Annotated in this window: 17 protein-coding genes; 9 read left to right on the forward strand and 8 right to left on the reverse strand. The window is 70.1% G+C overall.

The annotated features are described in order from the left end of the window. Positions 1-272 precede the first annotated feature (272 nt). The 4 genes from Ssi02_RS37395 to Ssi02_RS37410 all read left to right on the forward strand — a co-directional run bounded on the left by Ssi02_RS37395 (position 273) and on the right by Ssi02_RS37410 (position 2,480). Positions 273-668, forward strand: a complete 396-nt coding sequence (locus tag Ssi02_RS37395; RefSeq protein WP_204033309.1) for an alpha-amylase inhibitor — start codon at positions 273-275, stop codon at positions 666-668. Positions 669-953: 285 nt separating this feature from the next. Further along, positions 954-1,286 carry an ArsR/SmtB family transcription factor gene (locus tag Ssi02_RS37400; protein ID WP_204033312.1) on the forward strand — a complete coding sequence of 111 codons (333 nt, stop codon included), beginning with the start codon at positions 954-956 and terminating at the stop codon, positions 1,284-1,286. Next, a complete protein-coding gene (locus tag Ssi02_RS37405; protein WP_204033317.1) occupies positions 1,283-1,663 on the forward strand; it encodes a VOC family protein in 381 nt (126 codons plus the stop codon). Before Ssi02_RS37400 ends, Ssi02_RS37405 begins: the two co-directional genes overlap by 4 nt. A 181-nt stretch (positions 1,664-1,844) precedes the next feature. Then, positions 1,845-2,480, forward strand: coding sequence for an alpha/beta hydrolase family protein (locus tag Ssi02_RS37410; protein ID WP_204033330.1), 636 nt, complete (start codon positions 1,845-1,847; stop codon positions 2,478-2,480). On the opposite strand, the gene Ssi02_RS39170 is transcribed toward Ssi02_RS37410, so the two are convergent. After that, positions 2,437-2,634 (reverse strand): DUF5999 family protein, encoded by a 198-nt coding sequence (locus Ssi02_RS39170; RefSeq protein WP_239130381.1) that lies wholly within the window; start codon positions 2,632-2,634, stop codon positions 2,437-2,439. The genes Ssi02_RS37410 and Ssi02_RS39170 overlap by 44 nt on opposite strands. Before the next feature lie 270 nt (positions 2,635-2,904). After that, complete coding sequence (locus Ssi02_RS37415) at positions 2,905-3,492, reverse strand: TetR/AcrR family transcriptional regulator C-terminal domain-containing protein (RefSeq protein ID WP_204033342.1); 588 nt, start codon at positions 3,490-3,492, stop codon at positions 2,905-2,907. Between the two features lie 396 nt (positions 3,493-3,888). Between Ssi02_RS37415 and Ssi02_RS37420 the strand changes: the two genes are divergently transcribed. Further along, positions 3,889-4,293, forward strand: a complete 405-nt coding sequence (locus tag Ssi02_RS37420; protein WP_204033347.1) for a hypothetical protein — start codon at positions 3,889-3,891, stop codon at positions 4,291-4,293. 254 nt (positions 4,294-4,547) lie between these two features. On the opposite strand, the gene Ssi02_RS37425 is transcribed toward Ssi02_RS37420, so the two are convergent. From Ssi02_RS37425 to Ssi02_RS37435, 3 genes are all read right to left on the reverse strand, one after another. Further along, on the reverse strand, positions 4,548-5,933 hold the full coding sequence (locus Ssi02_RS37425) for an RNA polymerase sigma factor (RefSeq protein WP_204033351.1): 1,386 nt from the start codon (positions 5,931-5,933) through the stop codon (positions 4,548-4,550). A gap of 353 nt (positions 5,934-6,286) precedes the next feature. Beyond that, complete coding sequence (locus Ssi02_RS37430) at positions 6,287-6,697, reverse strand: hypothetical protein (protein ID WP_204033356.1); 411 nt, start codon at positions 6,695-6,697, stop codon at positions 6,287-6,289. A 136-nt stretch (positions 6,698-6,833) separates the two neighbouring features. Next, positions 6,834-8,066 (reverse strand): AMP-binding protein, encoded by a 1,233-nt coding sequence (locus tag Ssi02_RS37435; protein WP_204033451.1) that lies wholly within the window; start codon positions 8,064-8,066, stop codon positions 6,834-6,836. 341 nt (positions 8,067-8,407) lie between these two features. On the opposite strand from Ssi02_RS37435, the gene menD reads away from it, so the two are divergent. The 3 genes from menD to Ssi02_RS37450 all read left to right on the forward strand — a co-directional run bounded on the left by menD (position 8,408) and on the right by Ssi02_RS37450 (position 11,617). Then, positions 8,408-10,066 (forward strand): 2-succinyl-5-enolpyruvyl-6-hydroxy-3-cyclohexene-1-carboxylic-acid synthase, encoded by a 1,659-nt coding sequence (gene menD / locus Ssi02_RS37440; RefSeq protein ID WP_204033361.1) that lies wholly within the window; start codon positions 8,408-8,410, stop codon positions 10,064-10,066. Positions 10,067-10,243: 177 nt separating this feature from the next. Further along, positions 10,244-10,900 carry an IMPACT family protein gene (locus Ssi02_RS37445; protein ID WP_204033366.1) on the forward strand — a complete coding sequence of 219 codons (657 nt, stop codon included), beginning with the start codon at positions 10,244-10,246 and terminating at the stop codon, positions 10,898-10,900. 78 nt (positions 10,901-10,978) lie between these two features. Further along, a complete protein-coding gene (locus Ssi02_RS37450; protein ID WP_204033371.1) occupies positions 10,979-11,617 on the forward strand; it encodes a DedA family protein in 639 nt (212 codons plus the stop codon). A gap of 74 nt (positions 11,618-11,691) precedes the next feature. Here Ssi02_RS37450 and Ssi02_RS37455 read toward each other — a convergent pair whose 3' ends face one another. Beyond that, positions 11,692-12,963 (reverse strand): isochorismate synthase, encoded by a 1,272-nt coding sequence (locus tag Ssi02_RS37455; RefSeq protein ID WP_204033376.1) that lies wholly within the window; start codon positions 12,961-12,963, stop codon positions 11,692-11,694. Positions 12,964-13,191: 228 nt separating this feature from the next. Here Ssi02_RS37455 and Ssi02_RS37460 point away from each other — a divergent pair, with 228 nt between their 5' ends. After that, positions 13,192-14,199, forward strand: a complete 1,008-nt coding sequence (locus Ssi02_RS37460; protein ID WP_239130371.1) for an SGNH/GDSL hydrolase family protein — start codon at positions 13,192-13,194, stop codon at positions 14,197-14,199. Positions 14,200-14,426: 227 nt separating this feature from the next. Here the strand turns inward: Ssi02_RS37460 and Ssi02_RS37465 are convergent, their stop codons facing one another. Together Ssi02_RS37465 and Ssi02_RS37470 are read right to left on the reverse strand one after the other, a co-directional pair. Continuing rightward, the gene (locus tag Ssi02_RS37465) at positions 14,427-15,716 is read right to left on the reverse strand and encodes a glycosyltransferase family 4 protein (RefSeq protein ID WP_239130374.1); all 1,290 of its coding nucleotides are present in this window, start codon (positions 15,714-15,716) and stop codon (positions 14,427-14,429) included. Between the two features lie 260 nt (positions 15,717-15,976). Further along, entirely contained in the window at positions 15,977-16,714 is a 738-nt protein-coding gene (locus Ssi02_RS37470) for an alpha/beta fold hydrolase (RefSeq protein ID WP_204033388.1), read from the reverse strand. Positions 16,715-16,845 lie beyond the last annotated feature (131 nt).

Below are 16,845 nucleotides of genomic sequence, written 5' to 3' on the forward strand. Positions count from 1 at the left end.
CCGGCCCATGCCCCTTGCCGCGCCCCTGGTCGCCGAGCGGTTCCCGGAGATCACCTGGCAGGCTGAACGGCCCGCCGGTTTGGGAGTTCCACCAGGTACGGCGCCCCGCCGGGTTCGCAGGCCGGTACGGCGGCGCCTCAGGCGTGACACCTGAGGGTGACTCGGTGTGCCGGAAGGGCGGGGCGCGTGTGTCGTGTGGCTATGGTCGGGGGCCTCGTGGCGATCGGCCCGCCGGGTCGATCCGTACGGCACAGCCAGCTGAGGGGGCGTGAATGAGGAAGACTGCGGTGGTCCTCGCGACGGTGGCGGGGGTGGGGTTGTTCGGTGTCACCCCTGTGACGGCGACGGCCGGAGGGCTCGCGGAAGCCGGGACGGCGAGGGCGGCGGGGGTGTCCGGCACCGGCCCTATGACGGCGGCAGGAGCACAGAGCGCCCAGGCGGGGATAGTCGCCATGGGCCCCGCGCCGGGCTGTGTGCGTGGCTGGGTTAACCGGGGGTTGGTGACCCAGACGGGCCATGCCAGGAACGGGTGCCACCGCGACCTCCGGGTGAAGATCCTCTGGGCGTTCGGCGCGGACAGCCACTGCATGAGCATCAGGCACGACGAAACCGCCAAACACAAGATCCCGATCGAGCCGCGCCGCTTCGACGGTGTCGGCACCTGCTAGTACCGGACCCTCCGCGTGATCGAGGGCCGCCCCGGACGGCCCTCGATCACATGGAACACAGGTCACGCGGAACTCGGCGGACGGCCGCGGCGGAGGTGACCGGGGTAGGGGGCCGGCGTTCCGGCTATACGCCCAGCACGTCGCCTTGACGTTTCCCAGATGGCCGACGCCCGCCCGCTGTCTTGCCGGCGGGTTGCCCCGAGCGCGGGAGAGGCGGGACCACCCTAGATCGCCGGGCTGTGATCCGTTGACGGGCAAGTGGCTGCTTGCATAAGGTTTGGCCACGTGGGAGACGTTTTCAAGGCCCTGGCCGATCCTACGCGCCGCACGATCCTCGACGAGCTGACCGAGCGGAACGGGCAGACGCTCTTCGAGATCTGCGCTCGCCTGACGACCAATCGCGGGCTGTGCCTGTCGCGGCAGGCGATCTCGCAGCACCTTGAGGTCCTGGAGTCCGCGGGGCTCGTCGAGACCAGCCGCGAGGGCCGGTACAAGTTCCACTACATCAACACCGCGCCGCTCGAACCGATCGTCGAACGGTGGCTCAACAAGGCCGGGAAGGATTCCGGGGGCCCCGTCGGCGCCGGGGCCGATACCCGGCGAGAGGGACCGACATGAGAATCAACCTGGCCAGTGTCCTCGTCGACGACCAGGAGAAGGCGCTGCGGTTCTACACCGAGGTGCTTGGCTTCAAGGAGAAGACCAACGTTCCGGTGGGTGGATACCGGTGGATCACCGTCGTGTCCCCGCAGGACCCGGACGGCACCGAGCTCGTCCTCGAACCCGACGAGCACCCCGCGGCCAAGCCGTTCAAGGAGGCGCTGGTCGCCGACGGCATCCCGTTCACCTCGTTCGCCGTCGACGACGTTCACGCGGAATACGAGCGGCTGCGCGCGCTCGGGGTGCGCTTCACCCAGGCGCCCGCGGACATGGGGCCGGTGACCACGGCGGTGCTCGACGACACCTGCGGCAACCTGATCCAGATAGCCCACTAGGCCGGGCAGAACCTACCCCCCGAAACCCATCGAAACCACCGCACCCACCAGACACGCAGGGGGTCGGCCGGAGGTGGGGGAGGGGGGATCCGCTAACGTTTCCGTCGTGACTCCAGCCCGTGGTTCAGACGGCGGCTCGCCGCGTGAGGCTGTGCCATACGCCGATGGGGCTGTCGAGAGCGTGCGATACGAGGTTGAGACACCTCATGGGCCCGCACGGGTGGAGCTGGACGTGGTGCCCGACCCCGGGCTGCTGCTGGTGCTGACGCACGGGTCCGCCGGCAGTGTCGAGGCGGTGGATCTGCTGGCGGTGCGTTCCGCGGTGTGCCGCCGGGGGGTGGCGGTGGCGCGGGTGACCCAGCCGTTCCGGCTGGCCGGCAGGCGCGCGCCGGGGTCGGCGGTCAAACAGGACGAGGCGTGGCTCGTGGTGCTCGAGACGCTGGTCAAGCGTTTCCCGGGGGTTCCCCTGGTTCAGGGCGGGAGGAGCAATGGGGCCAGAGTCGCCTGCCGCACCGCTCGTGCGGCAGGGGCGGAAGCCGTGGTCGCTCTGGCCTTTCCCCTTCACCCGCCGGGGCGACCTGAGCGTTCTCGGGCGGGTGAGTTGCGCGATGCCGGGGCCGATGTGCTGGTCGTGAACGGCGACCGGGATCCCTTCGGCGTGCCTGACGAGGCCGATGTGAGCAGGCTGGTCGTGTTGCCGCAGGAGGGGCACGATCTTAAGCGGGCACCCGCGCTAGTGGGCGAGGTCGTGGCCGGGTGGCTGGGGGAGAGGTTTAAACTGCTCCGACCAGTGGAAGGGGCCTGTGGGGAGCGATGACCGCGCCGTCGGGCAGGATCTCACCGGTGTCCTCGAAGAGGACGACACCGTTGCAAAGCAGGCTCCAGCCCTGCTCAGGGTGAGCAGAGAGGGTGCGAGCGGCCTCACGGTCCGGCGCTGCGGCGGGAGGACAGGTCGGCTGGTGCGGGCACATCGGCGTGCCTCCGAAATCTCTAGCGGTCTGGCTCACGCATCCCGGGTGGATCCGTGAGCTTGGGTGGCATGTAGTGGGATACCGCAATTGTGACGTGTGTCGCACCGGGCGGGACATAGCCCTTTAGGACGGTTAGAGGAGGAGGTTGGGGGGGATCCCTTGGGCTGGTCCCTCTTTGGTGTGATCTATGACACAACTTGTATAACTTCATGATAAGCGCGGGTAGTCCGTTGACCGCAAGCGACTCATCACATCCTTTACCAGGCACTTTTATGGCGAGCGACGGCGCTGCAACCCATCGAGCAAGGCATCCAAACCCTCCTCAAACGCCGCATCCGCGCGTGCGTCGGACCTGGGCCACGGACCGGGCTCCACGTCCGAGTCGGGATCGGCCCACCCCGACTGCTGCACCTCCACCGCCACACTCCCGAACACATAGGCCCTGAGCGCATGGACGGCGCCGCCGGCGTCGGCGAGGCCCGCCCGGTCAAGCTGGTCGATCTGCTCCCTTATGGCCGCCGCCGTACGCCCCTTGGGCGGGGTCGTGAGCGCCAGTGCGAGCACCCCGGGATGCGCCCGGAGCGCGGCGCGGCAGGCCCGGCTCCAGTGCCGGGCGACCCCGCGCCAGTCGTCGTCCGACGGCTCCACCACCACGGCGGTCACATGCTCCGCCAAGGCGTCCATCAGCGCGTTTTTGCCTCTAGGCAGATGATGGTAGATCGCCATGGCCTCCACCTGGAGGGCGTCCCCAAGCCTGCGCATGGTGAGCCGGCGCAGACCCTGACCGTCGGCGATGTGCAGCGCGGCGTCGATGATGCGCTCCCGTGAGAGTGGCACGGGCGGGCGTTTGGCGGGCATACGAGCATCCTGCCAGCCTTGACCTTACTGCGTAAGGGATTCCCGTCCCGCGTGTCGCATCCACGTGCTGTGGTACGGCGGAAGCCGGTGGAACCTGACCTTTGTCACGCTGGCGTGACATGTCTCCCGCTAATGTCCCCGTGCACGGGTGGAACGGTGCAGTGGCCATGGCCTGGGGATTTCACCGGCATTTGTGGCACGTGAGGCGACATGTGAACTCGTGATCCGTCCGCCTTGCTCCCTGAAACCACGGGTCGGTACGGCGCGGCCCCGCGAGTTGGCCGACCTCTTGTCATACCCGGCTCTCCGACGGCGTACGCTGGCCCCGGAGTGAGGAGCGCCCGTCGGCCCGGTGGTTGACCCGGTCGAGGAGGCCAAGATGAGGAAGGGCAGAGGATGGCGTTTTTCCGTCCGCGTGTGACCAGGGAGGCGGAGGTTCGCTACCACGCCGACCAGGAGGTCGCGAAGGGCTTCCCCCAGGTGCTGGAGTCGGCGCGCGAGGCCGAGCTCGCCCTGCGCGAGGCGCAGGCCGCGGAGGCCACGCCCGAGGAGCTGCGCGCCGCCGGGCTCGCCTTCGACCGGGCCATCACCGACGCGCTGCGTGCCGCCGAGGCGGGCCAGCGGGCCACTTTCGGGGTGAAGGCCTATGACGACCGCATCCGCCGCCGCAAGGCCAAGGCGACCCCGCGTGGCGCCATGTGGACCTCCGAGGTCGACCGCCTCCGCACCCTGCGCGAGATCAACCGCATCACCGGCATCGCCCGCGTGCCCCGCCCGGTCCCCCTGGCGGCCCGTCCCTGACGCGGGAATCGTTCAGGGCCGCGAGGGCGGCCGCTGAGACACCTGAAGCCCGGTTTCCCCAAGGGAGACCGGGCTTTCGCCTGTCTGGACCGGATCCCTCCGCGGGGCCGACAGGTGTGGAGGCCAGGAAGGAAGGCTCTGCCGTACAACGCGTACAACGGCCCCAAAGCCTCCACGAAAGACCCTGAAGACCCTGAAGACATGAAAGGCCCGGTCCTCCTTGGGGGAGAAGCCGGGCCGATGCCTGTAAGGGGTCAGCTCGCCCAGTCGAGCAGGGGGCGGGCGTTGCTCGGGTGGCGGAGCTTGGAGAGGGACTCCTTCTCCAGCTGGCGGATGCGCTCCCGGGTCAGGCCGAGGTGCTTGCCGATCTCGTCGAGGGTGTGCGGCTTGCCGTCCACCAGGCCGAAGCGCAGAGCCATGATCTTGGCCTCGCGGGGGGACAGGTTGCCCAGCACGCCGCGGAGCTGCTCGCCGAGCAGCTGCCGGTCGACGACCTCCGACGCCTCGGGGGAGTCGACGTCCTCGATCAGGTCGCCGATCGTGGTCTCGCCGTCCTCGCCGATGGTGGCGTTGAGGCTGATCGGCTGGCGGCTGGTGCGCAGCAGCTCCTCGATCTGGTCCGGCGTCTTGTCCAGCTCGACGGCCAGTTCCTCGGGGGTGGGCTCCCTGCCAAGGCGCTGGTGCATGTCACGCTCGGTGCGCGACAGCTTGGAGAGCATCTCCAGCACGTGGACGGGCAGCCGGATCGTGCGGGCCGAGTCGGCGAAGCCACGCTGGATGGCCTGCCTGATCCACCACATGGCGTAGGTCGAGAACTTGTAGCCCTTGGTGTAGTCGAACTTCTCCACGGCCCGGATCAGGCCGAGGTTGCCCTCCTGCACCACGTCGAGCAGCGCCATGCCGCGATCGGTGTATTTCTTGGCCACCGACACGACCAGCCGCAGGTTGGCCTCCAGCATGTGGTCCTTGGCCCGCCTGCCGTCGGCGGCGACCCACTCCAGCTCCGAGCGCAGGTCGGCGGCGAGCGCGCCGTCGGCCTCCAGCCGGTGCTCGGCATAGAGGCCGGCTTCGATGCGCTTGGCCAGCTCGACCTCCTGGGCGGCGGTGAGCAGGGTGCGACGGCCGATCGACTTGAGGTAGGTGTGCACGGAGTCGCCCATGACCGACGACTGGTCGTCGAGGTCGAAGGGCTCGTTCTCCTCGGTCTCCGCGGTCTCCTCGCCGGTCGAGGCGAGCTGGGCCGCGTCGGGCTCCTCGTCGTCGCCGATGGGGCCCGGCTTCCCGGCCGCGGCCGGGGTCACGGCTGCGCTCGCCTTCTCCGCGACGGCGACGGCCTTCTCCTTACGCGCGGTCACACGCGCAGAAGGCTTTGCCGAAGTTTTGCCGGTCTTCGTGGCCGCAGACGTGCGGCGGGAGCCGCCCGTGGCCTTCTCCTCGCCCTCGGCCAGGCTGACGCCGGAGTCGGTCAGCTCACGCAGGATCGAACGTCCCTCCGCGGGGCTGATGCCCGCCTCGCCGAAGGCGTCGCGCAGTTCGGAGAGGGAAAGGTGACCCTGGACTCGCCCTCGGTCAAGGAGCTCGGCGAGAGTCGTCGGGGTCGTCTCACGTTCGCGTGAGGTCGCCACGGCGGTTCGGGGCATGAGGACACCTCCTCCATCACGGAGTCGTCGATCGGCTGTCGGTTGGTGGGGCGGTCACGTCCGCTCGGCGCACCAGTAGCAATAACGTCATTTGGCCGAGTTTGTTCCCGAAGGGCGGCTAGGGCGGGTATGAACGGGCGTTGATCCGCGGCCGGAAGGACCGGTCGTTCACCGGGAATCAGCTGATCGCACGGCACGGGCGGGCCGATCGGGCGACGGTCAACACGCCGGCGAGCAAGGGGCGGCACGCCGATCACTCACCGGGAAAGCCATGATCCCACCCCGCGAACGCGCGTGACACCGCGGGCCGCCCGAAGGCGGCCCCAAGGCCTCTGCCCCGCAACAGAGGCGAACTAGTCCGTCTTCAGATCCTCGGCCTCACCGGGAATCGAGTTGCTCGGCTCGCCGGTCTCCTCCTCAGGCGACTCCTGCGGCTGGCCGGCCTCCTCGGAGACGTCCGGCGCCACCGGCATCGGCATCGGCTCGACGCCGCTCATGCGCTCCTCCGTCCAGTAATCCGCAGTGTCCTCAGGGTCTTCCTGAAGATCGTGGGAGACGACGTAATCGTCGGGCTTGGAGGACTCACCGGCAGGGGTGCCGCCTTCGGCGGGAGTGCCGTGGGGGGCCGTCTCGCCGCCCGCGGGTCTGCCGTCGCTCTTGCCGCCGGGCAGGCCGGCCGCCGCGGCGGTGGAGACGGATATGCCGCCGACGAGGACCGCGCCCACCACGGCGGCGGAGATCCACATCTTGCGGGTTCGGTTCATCGATATCTCCTTGAACAGGAAAACCCCGCCGCCTCGCGGCGGAGAGGGCGCGGCTGCGGCTTGCGCCCTTCCTTGTCTCCTTCGTGACACGCGTGCCTCTCCCTCTTGAGACGCGTGCGAGGGGCCGCAGGTTCCGTCACGGTCGGGTCTCGGAAGATCGTCTAGGGTCGAGAGGCAGGTCGGGCCGCCCTTCGCGGAGCGCGGCGAGATCGGGTTTGCCGTTGGCGAGCAGCGGCAGGGCCGCGGTCACCTCCAGCTCGCGGGGCAGGGCGTGCGAGGGCAGCGCCGCCCGGCCGTGCTCCCGCAGATCCGCGAGCGTGGGCGGCGTGCCCCGGGGCACCACCACGGCGACCACCCGCTCGCCCCACTCGGGGTCGGGCCGCCCCACCACCGCCACCTCGGCGACGGAGGGGTGCTCGGCGAGCACGGCGGCCACCCGTGCGGCCACCACCTTCTCGCCCCCGGTGTTGATCAGGTCGTCGGCCCGCCCCAGCACCCGCAGCCGCCCCCCGGCCAGCTCGCCGAGATCGCCGGTGCGGAACCAGCCGCCGGTGAGGGCCTCGGCCGTCGGACCGGGAGCCAGGCGATATCCCGAGAACAACGTCGGCCCCGACAGCAGGATCCGCCCCCCGTCGCCGATCGCCACCCTCATCCCGTCGAGCGGCAGCCCGTCGTAGACACAGCCGCCCGACGTCTCGCTCATGCCGTACGTCGTGACGACGCGCGCTCCGCGCTCCCGCGCCGCGGCGAGCAGCCCGGGCGGCGCGGCGGCCCCGCCGAGCAGGATCGTGCGGAACCCCGACAGGTCGGCGCCGGCCTCGATCATGCGCCGCAACTGGGTCGGCACCAGCGAGACGTGGTCGGCGCCGGAAGCGGCGACCTCCTCCACGCGGAAACGCCCGTGCACGATCGGCTCGGTGCCGGAGCGTGCCGCCCGCACCAGCACCTGCAGGCCCGACACGTGCGACGGGGGCAGGCAGCACAACCAGCGTTCGCCCGGGCCCGCCCCGAGCCGCCGCAGCGAGGCGTCGGCGGACGCCAGCAACGCCGAGGCGGGCAGCTCGACCCCCTTGGGCACGCCGGTGGTGCCGCTCGTGGCGATCACGACCGCGACGTCGCCGCGCACTCCGCCGCCGCCCGGGCGGCGCCGCACCCCGTCCTCGGTGACGACGTGCGTCGGCCGCAGCACGTCGAGCGCCTCCCGCAGCGCCGGCCCGGGCAGCGCGGGCGACAGGGGGAGTACGGCGGGAGCCTCGCCGTCCAGTGCCGCCGTGAGCGCCTCGGTGAGTGCCGGCCCCGGCGGCAGCACCACCGCGTGCAAGGCGCGCTCAAGCGGCGCCGGAACGGCGGCGGACAGGGGAAAAGGCATGGAGGCGAAGGACGGAAGATCGAGCGGGACGGTGGGTGCTCCGCCCCCCGAAGGCCGCTCCGCGTGTTCGAATCCGGTCGCCACGGTCGTAAGGTTAGTGGGGCAGGAGGCCCGCCGCGGTGCGGGGTGGACCGGAGGTCCGGTGCGCGGCGGGTGGGATGAGATGCGACGATGGGGTGAGCGTGGACAAGGCGAGTGACGGTGCGTTCCATGTGTGCACCGCCGGCGCCGCACCGCTCCCCCCTAGAGGCGAGGAGGCACGGGAGGGCAGGGACGCCTTCCAGGGGAGGCTCTTGTCCGGCTTCTCCTGTTTCCCCCGCCGTCCCTGATCTGGAGGCTTCGTGAACCCCGCCACGGCGCTGGCGACCGTGCTAGTCGACGAACTCGTGCGCTGCGGCCTCACAGAGGTGGTGCTCGCCCCGGGGTCGCGCTCGGCGCCCCTGGCCCTCGCTTTCCACGCCGACTCCCGGGTGCGGCTGCACGTGCGCATCGACGAGCGGTCGGCCTCCTTTCTCGCGCTCGGCATAGCCCGCCGCTCCGAGCGCCCGGTCGCGCTGGTGTGCACGTCGGGCACGGCGGCGGCCAACTTCCACCCGGCCGTGGTCGAGGCCGACGAGTCGGGCGTGCCGCTGCTCGTCCTGACCGCCGACCGTCCGCCCGAGCTGCGCGGCACCGGCGCCAACCAGACGATCGACCAGATCAAGTTGTACGGCTCGGCCGTACGCTGGTTCACCGAGGTCGGGGCGCCGGAGAACCGCACCGGCCAGGTCGCCTACTGGCGGTCGCTGGCGTGCCGCGCCTACCAGCGGTCGCTCGGCCCGTCCGACCCCGGGCCCGTGCACCTCAACCTGGCCTTCCGCGAGCCGCTGATCCCCGACGGCGACACCGCTTGGTGCGAGTCGCTCGCCGGCGACGCGGGCGGCCCCTGGATCAGGGCCAGGGTCGCGCCGCCCGCCGCGGCGCTGCACATCCCGCCGACGCGGCGCGGCGTGCTCGTCGTCGGCGACGGCGCATCCAACGTGCGGCGCTACGTCGCCGCCGCGGGCATGGCCGGATGGCCGGTGTTGTCGGAGCCGATCGGCGGCGGCCGTTACGGCGACCACGCCGTGTCCACCTATCACTATCTGCTGGGGCTGCCGGAGTTCGCCGAGAAGCACCGGCCCGAGGTGGTCGTGACGCTGGGCCGGCCCGGATTGTCCAAGACGCTGCTCAACTGGCTCACCTACGCCGACGAGCACATCGTCGTCAGCCCGGGGCTCAACCGCTGGCCCGACCCGACCCGCTCGGCCACCCAGGTGGCCCAGGTCGTCGACATCCCGGTCGCCGCCGGCGACGACTCGTGGCTGCACACCTGGCGCCGGGCCGACGCGGTCGCCCGCGCGGCGATCGACGAGGTGCTTGACGCAGGCGGCCTGTCCGAGCCGCGCCTCGCCCGCGACCTCGCCGACGTCCTGCCCAACGGCTCGCTGCTGTTCTGCGGCTCCTCGATGCCGGTGCGCGACCTCGACCAGGCCATGCGGCCCCGGCGCGGCCTGCGCCTGCTCGCCAACCGCGGCGCGTCCGGCATCGACGGGCTCGTGTCCAGCGCGATGGGCGCCGCCCTCGCCCACAACGGCCCGTCCTATGCCCTCCTCGGCGACCTCGGGTTCCTCCACGACCAGAACGGCCTGGTGCTGGGGCCGCGCGAGCCGCGGCCCGACCTGTGCCTGGTCGTGGTCAACAACGACGGCGGGGGCATCTTCTCGCTCCTGCCGCAGGCGTCGCTGCGCGACTCGTTTGAGCGCATCTTCGGCACGTCGCACGGGGTCGACCTCGCCTATACGGCGGCCTCGACGGGCACGCCGTACACGCTGGTGACCGAGGTGGAGCAGCTGCCGCGGGCGATCAGGGGGGAGGGGCTGCGCGTCGTCGAGGTGCGCACCGACCGCGACGCCAACGCGGCGCTCCACCACGACCTGCGCGAAGCCGCCTTCGAGGCGCTGCGGGCGGAGCTCTTCTAGCGAGGGCCCTTCCGAACGGGATCTGCCGAGGGCCGCCCCCCGGGTCTCCGCCGCCGGCATGACTAGGGGGCCGGCTATTGCACGCCCAGGGGGCGCCCTTCGCGCAGTGGTGCTTTTGATCTACTTTGTAAAGGCGCTCGGCCGTGACCCGTCCCGCCTCCTGGGAGAATGCGATGCATGGCGACGCCGTACTCCACCCTCACCGCCCCCGTCGACTACGAGAGCGAGATCCGCAGGTCGCGCTTCCTGTGCGCGCTGGCCCCCGCTCCCACCGAGGCCGAGGCGAGGGCGTTCGTGGCGGAGGTGTCGGCGCGGCACAAGGACGCCACGCACAACTGCTCGGCCTACGTCATCGGGGGTGACCGTTCGGTGCGCCGGGCCGACGACGACGGTGAGCCGTCGGGCACGGCCGGGCCGCCCATGCTGGACGCGCTCGTCAAACAGGGGCTGAGCGACGTCGTCACTGTCGTGACACGCTATTTCGGCGGTGTGCTGCTCGGCGCGGGCGGCCTCGTGCGGGCATACGGCGGAGCCGTGTCGAGGGCCGTGGCCGAGGCGGGGGAGCGGGGGCTGCTGATCCGCATGGTGCCGGCCCGGGTGGTGGCGGTGCGCATCGGACACGCCCACGCCGGGAGGCTGGAGAACGACCTGCGGGCTTCGCCGTATCCCGTGCGGGGGGTCGCCTACGGCGCGGACGTCACGGTGGAGGCGGCGGTGCGTGAGGACGACCTGGAGTCTTTCCTGAAGTTCGTCGCCTCGCTGACGGCGGGTCGTGCGGTCGCGGAGCCGGGGCGGACGGTGTACGTTCCTGGGGGTGAGGACAACCACAACTGAAAGAATGTGGTGTACCTCACATCACTCAATGGTCATCCTCATGCCTCAGTGAAAGCGTAGATTCATACCCTGTCTCTCATGACTGAAACCGAGATCGGCGGCATCGCGGGCTGGGCCGTGGGCCTGATGGAAACGATGGGTGAACCGGGCGCGGCGCTCGCCATCGCGCTCGAAAACCTGTTTCCGCCGCTGCCCAGCGAAGTTATCCTTCCGCTCGCCGGCTTCACCGCCAGCCAGGGCAAGATGAGCCTGATCGGCGCGGTGTTGTGGACCACTCTCGGATCGGTCGTCGGTGCCCTGGCGCTCTACGGCGTCGGCGCGCTGCTCGGCAGGGAGCGCACGCTCGCGATCGCGGGGAGGATTCCCTTCGTCAAGATCTCCGACATCGAGAAGACCGAGGCGTGGTTTCAGCGCCACGGCAAGAAGACGGTCTTCTTCGGGCGCATGATCCCGATCTTCCGCAGTCTCATCTCGGTGCCCGCCGGTGTGGAGCGTATGCCCATCCCGACATTCATGCTGCTCACCGCGCTCGGCAGCCTGATCTGGAACACGATCTTCGTGGTCGCGGGCTACACCCTCGGTGAGCACTGGGGGCTGGTCGAGGAATACGCCGGGTTCCTGTCCAAGGGCGTGCTGGTCGTGGTGGTGCTGGCGGTCGTGCTCTTTGTCGTGGTCCGCATGCGGGAGCGGCGGACGGCGGGCAAACACCGCATGTAGTCACGGCACCGGGTTTGCACGTGCGGCGGGTCGTCCCGCCGCACGTTTTCTATTTCCCTGTTCGGTGCTTCGCTTCAGCCCTCCAGGGCGTAGCGCATCACCCGGAGCTTGGCCTGGGCCTCGGCGAGCTCGGCGGCCGGGTCGGAGTCGCCCATGATGCCGCAGCCGGCGAACAGGCGGGCCTTGTTGCCCTCGATGATGCCGCAGCGCAGGGCGATGCCCCACTCGCCGTCGCCGCGCGAGTCGATCCACCCCACCGGGCCCGCGTAGCCCGCGCGGTCCATGCCCTCAAGCTCGCGGATGACGTCGAGCGCGGTCGCCGTGGGTGTGCCGCCGACCGCCGCGGTCGGGTGCATGGCCGCGACCACGTCGAGCACCGACGCGCCGTCGGCCAGCTTCCCTGTGACGAAGGTCGCGAGATGCTGGACGTTGGCGAGGGCGAGCAGCTCCGGCTCGTCGGGCACATTCAGGTCGGCGCAGAGCGGTGCGAGCGCCTCGCGTACGGAGGAGACCGCGCAGTCGTGCTCGTGGCGGTCCTTGGCCGAGGCGATCAGCGCCGCGCCCCGCGCCACGTCGTCGGCGGCGCCGTCGCCCCGCGCGGTGGTGCCCGCGAGCACCAGCGACTCGATCTCGCTGCCGACGCGGCGCACAAGGAGCTCGGGGGTGGCACCCAGCAGCCCGGCCACGGAGAAGGTGTAGCAGTCGGGGTAGCGGTCGGCGAGGCGGCTGAGCAGCGGGCGGGCGTCGATGGGGTTCTCGGCCACCGCCATCAGGTCCCGTGCGAGCACCGTCTTCTCCAGACGGCCCGACCTGATGGCGTGTACGGCGCGGGCCACCGCGTGCTCCCACTCCGGAGCGGTGAGGCTGCCGTCGCCGTAGCTGATGCCGCCGGGCTCGACCGGCGGCGACTCCTCAAGCTCGGGCGGGTCACCGATCGTGGTGAGCCAGGCGCGGCCGCCGCGCCTGGCGAGCACGACCTTCGGCACGACCAGCACCGATCCCGGACGGTCGGGGTCGAAGGTGAACGACCCAAACGCCACGGGACCGACTCCCGGCGGCCAGGCATCGTCCGCCTTCCCGCCGGGCGGTCCCATGCCGGCCCGTCCTGTGTCGGCCAGGTCCGTGTCGGCCAGCACGGAGGACAGCCACTCCCGGGCCCAGGCGAAGCGGCCTGGCCCCGGGGGCACCTCGGTGCGGGCCGCCTCGCCCCATCCCACGAGGCCCTCTCCGCGCCTGATCCAGGCGGAGGGAGCGGCGGTGGGGAGGGCGGCGACAAGGTCGCCGGGATCCCCGACGGGAAGGGTGCGAACTGCCAGCGGACGGGTCAATCCAATCGCGACACTCACCCAAGACACTCTATTTGCCTCCGTGGCAACTTCGGCTGCACCCCCTGAGAAGGCCGATCCCACACCATGAAATCTTGTCCTTTTAGCAGATCACCGGTGTTTTGCACCGCCAGTCACTGCAGTTCTAGCCTGCCCCAATCGCCGCATGTCAAGCAGTGATAATCGTTCGGTTCGCGGAAGGCAGGACTTGCCAAAGAGCCATAGGCGGCCCGCCTGAGGATCTCTACCTTGGGATCGCTTCCCGAGGACCCGGAGGTCTCGATGCGCCGTCCCCTGCTATCGGTCGCGTCGGCTGCCAGGGCGGTCACCCCCAGACTGCTCGCCGCCGCGCTCGCCGCCGCCGCGCTTGTCTCCGCAGCGTCTGTCTCCACAGCGTCTATCTCCACAGCGTCTGTCTCCACAGCGTCTGTCTCCACAGCGTCCGCCGCCACCGTGCTTGCCGCCACATCGGCCGCGCCGGCGGGGGCGGCCAGAGCCGCGGAGCCGGTTCCCGCGGTCATGGCGGCGCTCGGCGACTCGATCAGCGCGGGGTTCAACGCGTGCGGGTGGTATGTCTCGTGTGAGGAGCGCTCCTGGTCGGTGGGGCGCGAGACCGAGGTGCGCAGCCACTACCGCCGCCTGCTCGCCCTCGACACCCGCCTCAAGGGCAACAACGTCAACCTCGCGGTGCCCGGTGCCACCAGCCGCGACATCACCGGCCAGGTCGCCAGGGCGGTCGACGCCAAAGCCGACTACGTGACGATTCTCATCGGGGCCAACGACGCCTGCACCCGCACCGAGGCCCAGATGACGCCCGTTGCGACTTATCGGTCGCGCATCGGCACCGCCCTCGGCGCGCTCAAGGCCGGGTTGCCCGGCGCCCGGGTGCTGCTCGTGGGCGTGCCCGACCTCAAGCGGCTGTGGCGCGTCGGCAAGGACAACGCGGTCGCCCGCACCCTCTGGCGGCTCGCCCGGGTCTGCCAGTCGATGCTGGCCGACCCGCAGTCCGAGGCCGCCGCCGACAAGGAGCGCCGCGACCGGGTGCGGGCCAGGGTGCAGGCCTACAACACCGAGCTCACCCGGCTGTGCGCTGCCTACGGCCCGGCCTGCCGCACCGACAGGGGCGCGGTCTTCGAGCACCCCTTCGCGCTGCGGCACCTCAGCAAGTGGGACTACTTCCACCCCAACGCCGACGGGCAGAAACTCCTCGCCGACCTGACCTTCAGGGCCGGGTTCGAGTGGGGGCCGCTGCCCTGACCGGCTGAGCCGCTGCCCTGACCGGCTGAGCCGCGCTTTCCGGCCGTGGGAGACGCCGCGCCCGCGTTTCTCAGGAACCGCTCGCGGGATGTGCCCGGGGCCTGAGGCCGGTGCCAGGGTGTGAGCCCACCTGGGGGGCGGGCTCACACGGGCATTCTCGGTTGTTCTTACGCGGCGGCCCGCGTTCTTACATGGTGGCCTGTGTTCCTACGTCGCGGTCTGTGGTCTTACGTAGCGGCCTGGTCGGCCGGGCGTGCGGGACGGGGTCGCCGAGGTTGGAGCAGCTCCTCGAACAGCGCGTCCCACTGTGCGCCGATCGCGTTGTTGTCATACTTCGCAGCGGTCTTCAGGCCGTTGCCGGCCAGGTGCCGGCGATACGGCTCGTCCTCGATGACGCGGATGATCGCGGCGGCCAGGTTGTCGACCGTGCGGGGTTTGACGAGCACGCCGTCGTGGTCGTGCGTGATGATCTCCTTGGGGCCGTGGGGGCTGTTGAAGCTGACCACCGCAAGGCCCTTCTTCATCGCCTCCAAGAGCGTCATGGAGAATCCCTCCTCGCGAGAGCTCATGACGAAGATCGAGGCTTTCTCCAGCTCGGCGCCCACATCCGCGGTCGGCCCCGGCAGGCTCGCGGTGTCGCCGATGCCGAGGGTCTCGATCTGCTCGCGGAGGTTCTCCTCCTGGGGGCCCGCGCCGAAGATGCGGAGCTTCCACTCGGGATGCACCTCGGTGACCTGCTTCCAGGCGTCGAGGAGGCGGTGAAACCCCTTGATCCTGGTCAGCCGGCCCACCGTGATCACGGTCTTCGTCGAGAGATCCGCGATTCCGCCGGTCATGGGCGGCACCGCGTTGGGGATGCGTGCGAGCTTGCGGGGCTTTCTGCGCAGCAGCGCGCGATAGTCGCGCAGGTCGGCCTTGGTGAGGGTGATCAGGGCGTCGAGCTGGGGATAGCGCCGCTTGATCATCGTCTGGACCGGCTCGGCGTGCCCCTGGAGGGTCACGTGTTCCTGCCCGATGGTGATGACGCCGGGCGGTGCGAGGGACGCCGCGACGAGGTTCAAACCGGGCCGGGTGCCGATCAGCACCCCCGTGTTCAATGAACGGATATATCGGGCGAGTTGTAGATCGGTGTACATATTGAACCGGTGGTAGGCGGCCTCCTCCGCGGGAATCAACCGGCTCGGGCGGCCCGCGAGGAGTCTGCGGACTCCTGCCGGGGGCTCGAGCCTGTCTTCCAAATACGATATGCGTACGCCCGGCGGGACCGGGAAGAACGGCTGTTCGGCCTCGCGCAGGACGCTGACGATCTCAACGTCACGATCTTTAGCCAGATATCCGGCCAGATTGAATACAGTCCGAATCGTCCCGCCCATGCCGTACGCATGGAGCAGCAGGAATCTGACCTGGTCGGCCGAGGGCGGAGGTGTCGTCCGCTCTCGGCGCCTATTGGCCGCCTCCAGCGTGTTCACCGCGAGCGAGGCGACGGCGTGGCGCCCCTTTCCTACCCATCTCCGCAAGTGAGATGCTCCCCTTCACATTGGCGTCGGCACACCTCCCCTCGATGGAAGGTGTGCCCGGACACGCGCCATACCGCCGCTGAGGCATGCCTCAGCGGCGGTATGGCGCATGCGGGAGCCGCCTATATTGCACCCCGTGCAAACTGGATATATACGGCTTGAGCTGCGGTTTCTCGTTCTTCGCTTATAGCCGGTTATACATCCACTGCGGTATTGAAGAGCGCTCAGTCCCCGTTGGCGTGTTTTTGTCCCGCGCCCCTTTAGACGCCGGCAAGTACCCGTGCGGTTGCCTCCGGGACGGAAAACATCGGCCAGTGACCGGTGGGCAACTCTCGGAAATCCCACTCGGGGCTTGAGAGCACGGCGAAGAACGGGTGCCCCGAGGCGATCACGGCACGCACCTGCTCAAGCGGAATCGAGCACGCGACCAGCGTCTTCGGAAGCTTCTCCCCGCCGCCGGTCAGCGTGAGCGGCTGGGTCATGGTGCCGTACGGCTGGGCCGTGGCCCGTGACCGCATCAGCGCCCTCTCCTCGTCCCCGAGCCCCACCAGACTGATGTCGCCCTGCTCCAGCACCTCGAAGCTCGGCAAGGGGAACAGTGAACCTCCGGCCGCGGCGACGCTCCTCTCGATCTCCGCCTTGAACTCAGGCCCATAGTTGTCCATCTGTGTCGTGCCCGCAGCCATCGGGCCGCTCTCGATGTACACCACACGGGCGATCCGCTCGGGCACCCGGTCGGCCGCGCCCGTCACCAGGCCGCCGGCGCCGCTGTGCCCGACGAGGATCACGTCGTGCAGGTCCTCACCGGTGATGACGTGGACGATGTCGTGGATGTGGGTGTCCAGGTCGGTCTCGGGGGTGGCGAGATGCGCCTTGTCGCCCAGCCCGGTGAGCGTCACCGCGTGGACCGTGTGCCCGTCCGCGCGGAGCACCTCGGCCACTTTGTCCCATGCCCAGCCGCCCAGCCAGAACCCGGGAACCAGAACGAAGGTGCTCATAGTCGCGTCACACTCTTTTCATGCCGAATCGTGAATCCGCAGGTCAGCGGCCTTCTTCGGATACCTGTGCGTCAGATATCCGCTCGCGGGACGAATGCTAGGGTCAAATCCGGACAGAACTGGTCCGGTTA

Source organism: Sinosporangium siamense, assembly GCF_016863435.1.
In the GTDB taxonomy this organism is placed as follows: Bacteria; Actinomycetota; Actinomycetes; order Streptosporangiales; family Streptosporangiaceae; genus Sinosporangium; species Sinosporangium siamense.

Bases quoted from the DNA above. Each gene is read 5' to 3' on its own strand.
- Ssi02_RS37395 (WP_204033309.1), top strand. From the start codon at position 273: ATGAGGAAGACTGCGGTGGTCCTCGCGACGGTGGCGGGGGTGGGGTTG.
- Ssi02_RS37405 (WP_204033317.1), top strand. From the start codon at position 1,283: ATGAGAATCAACCTGGCCAGTGTCCTCGTCGACGACCAGGAGAAGGCG.
- Ssi02_RS39170 (WP_239130381.1), bottom strand. From the start codon at position 2,634: ATGTGCCCGCACCAGCCGACCTGTCCTCCCGCCGCAGCGCCGGACCGT.
- Ssi02_RS37415 (WP_204033342.1), bottom strand. From the start codon at position 3,492: ATGCCCGCCAAACGCCCGCCCGTGCCACTCTCACGGGAGCGCATCATC.
- Ssi02_RS37420 (WP_204033347.1), top strand. From the start codon at position 3,889: ATGGCGTTTTTCCGTCCGCGTGTGACCAGGGAGGCGGAGGTTCGCTAC.
- Ssi02_RS37425 (WP_204033351.1), bottom strand. From the start codon at position 5,933: ATGCCCCGAACCGCCGTGGCGACCTCACGCGAACGTGAGACGACCCCG.
- Ssi02_RS37430 (WP_204033356.1), bottom strand. From the start codon at position 6,697: ATGAACCGAACCCGCAAGATGTGGATCTCCGCCGCCGTGGTGGGCGCG.
- Ssi02_RS37435 (WP_204033451.1), bottom strand. From the start codon at position 8,066: ATGCCTTTTCCCCTGTCCGCCGCCGTTCCGGCGCCGCTTGAGCGCGCC.
- Ssi02_RS37445 (WP_204033366.1), top strand. From the start codon at position 10,244: ATGGCGACGCCGTACTCCACCCTCACCGCCCCCGTCGACTACGAGAGC.
- Ssi02_RS37450 (WP_204033371.1), top strand. From the start codon at position 10,979: ATGACTGAAACCGAGATCGGCGGCATCGCGGGCTGGGCCGTGGGCCTG.
- Ssi02_RS37470 (WP_204033388.1), bottom strand. From the start codon at position 16,714: ATGAGCACCTTCGTTCTGGTTCCCGGGTTCTGGCTGGGCGGCTGGGCA.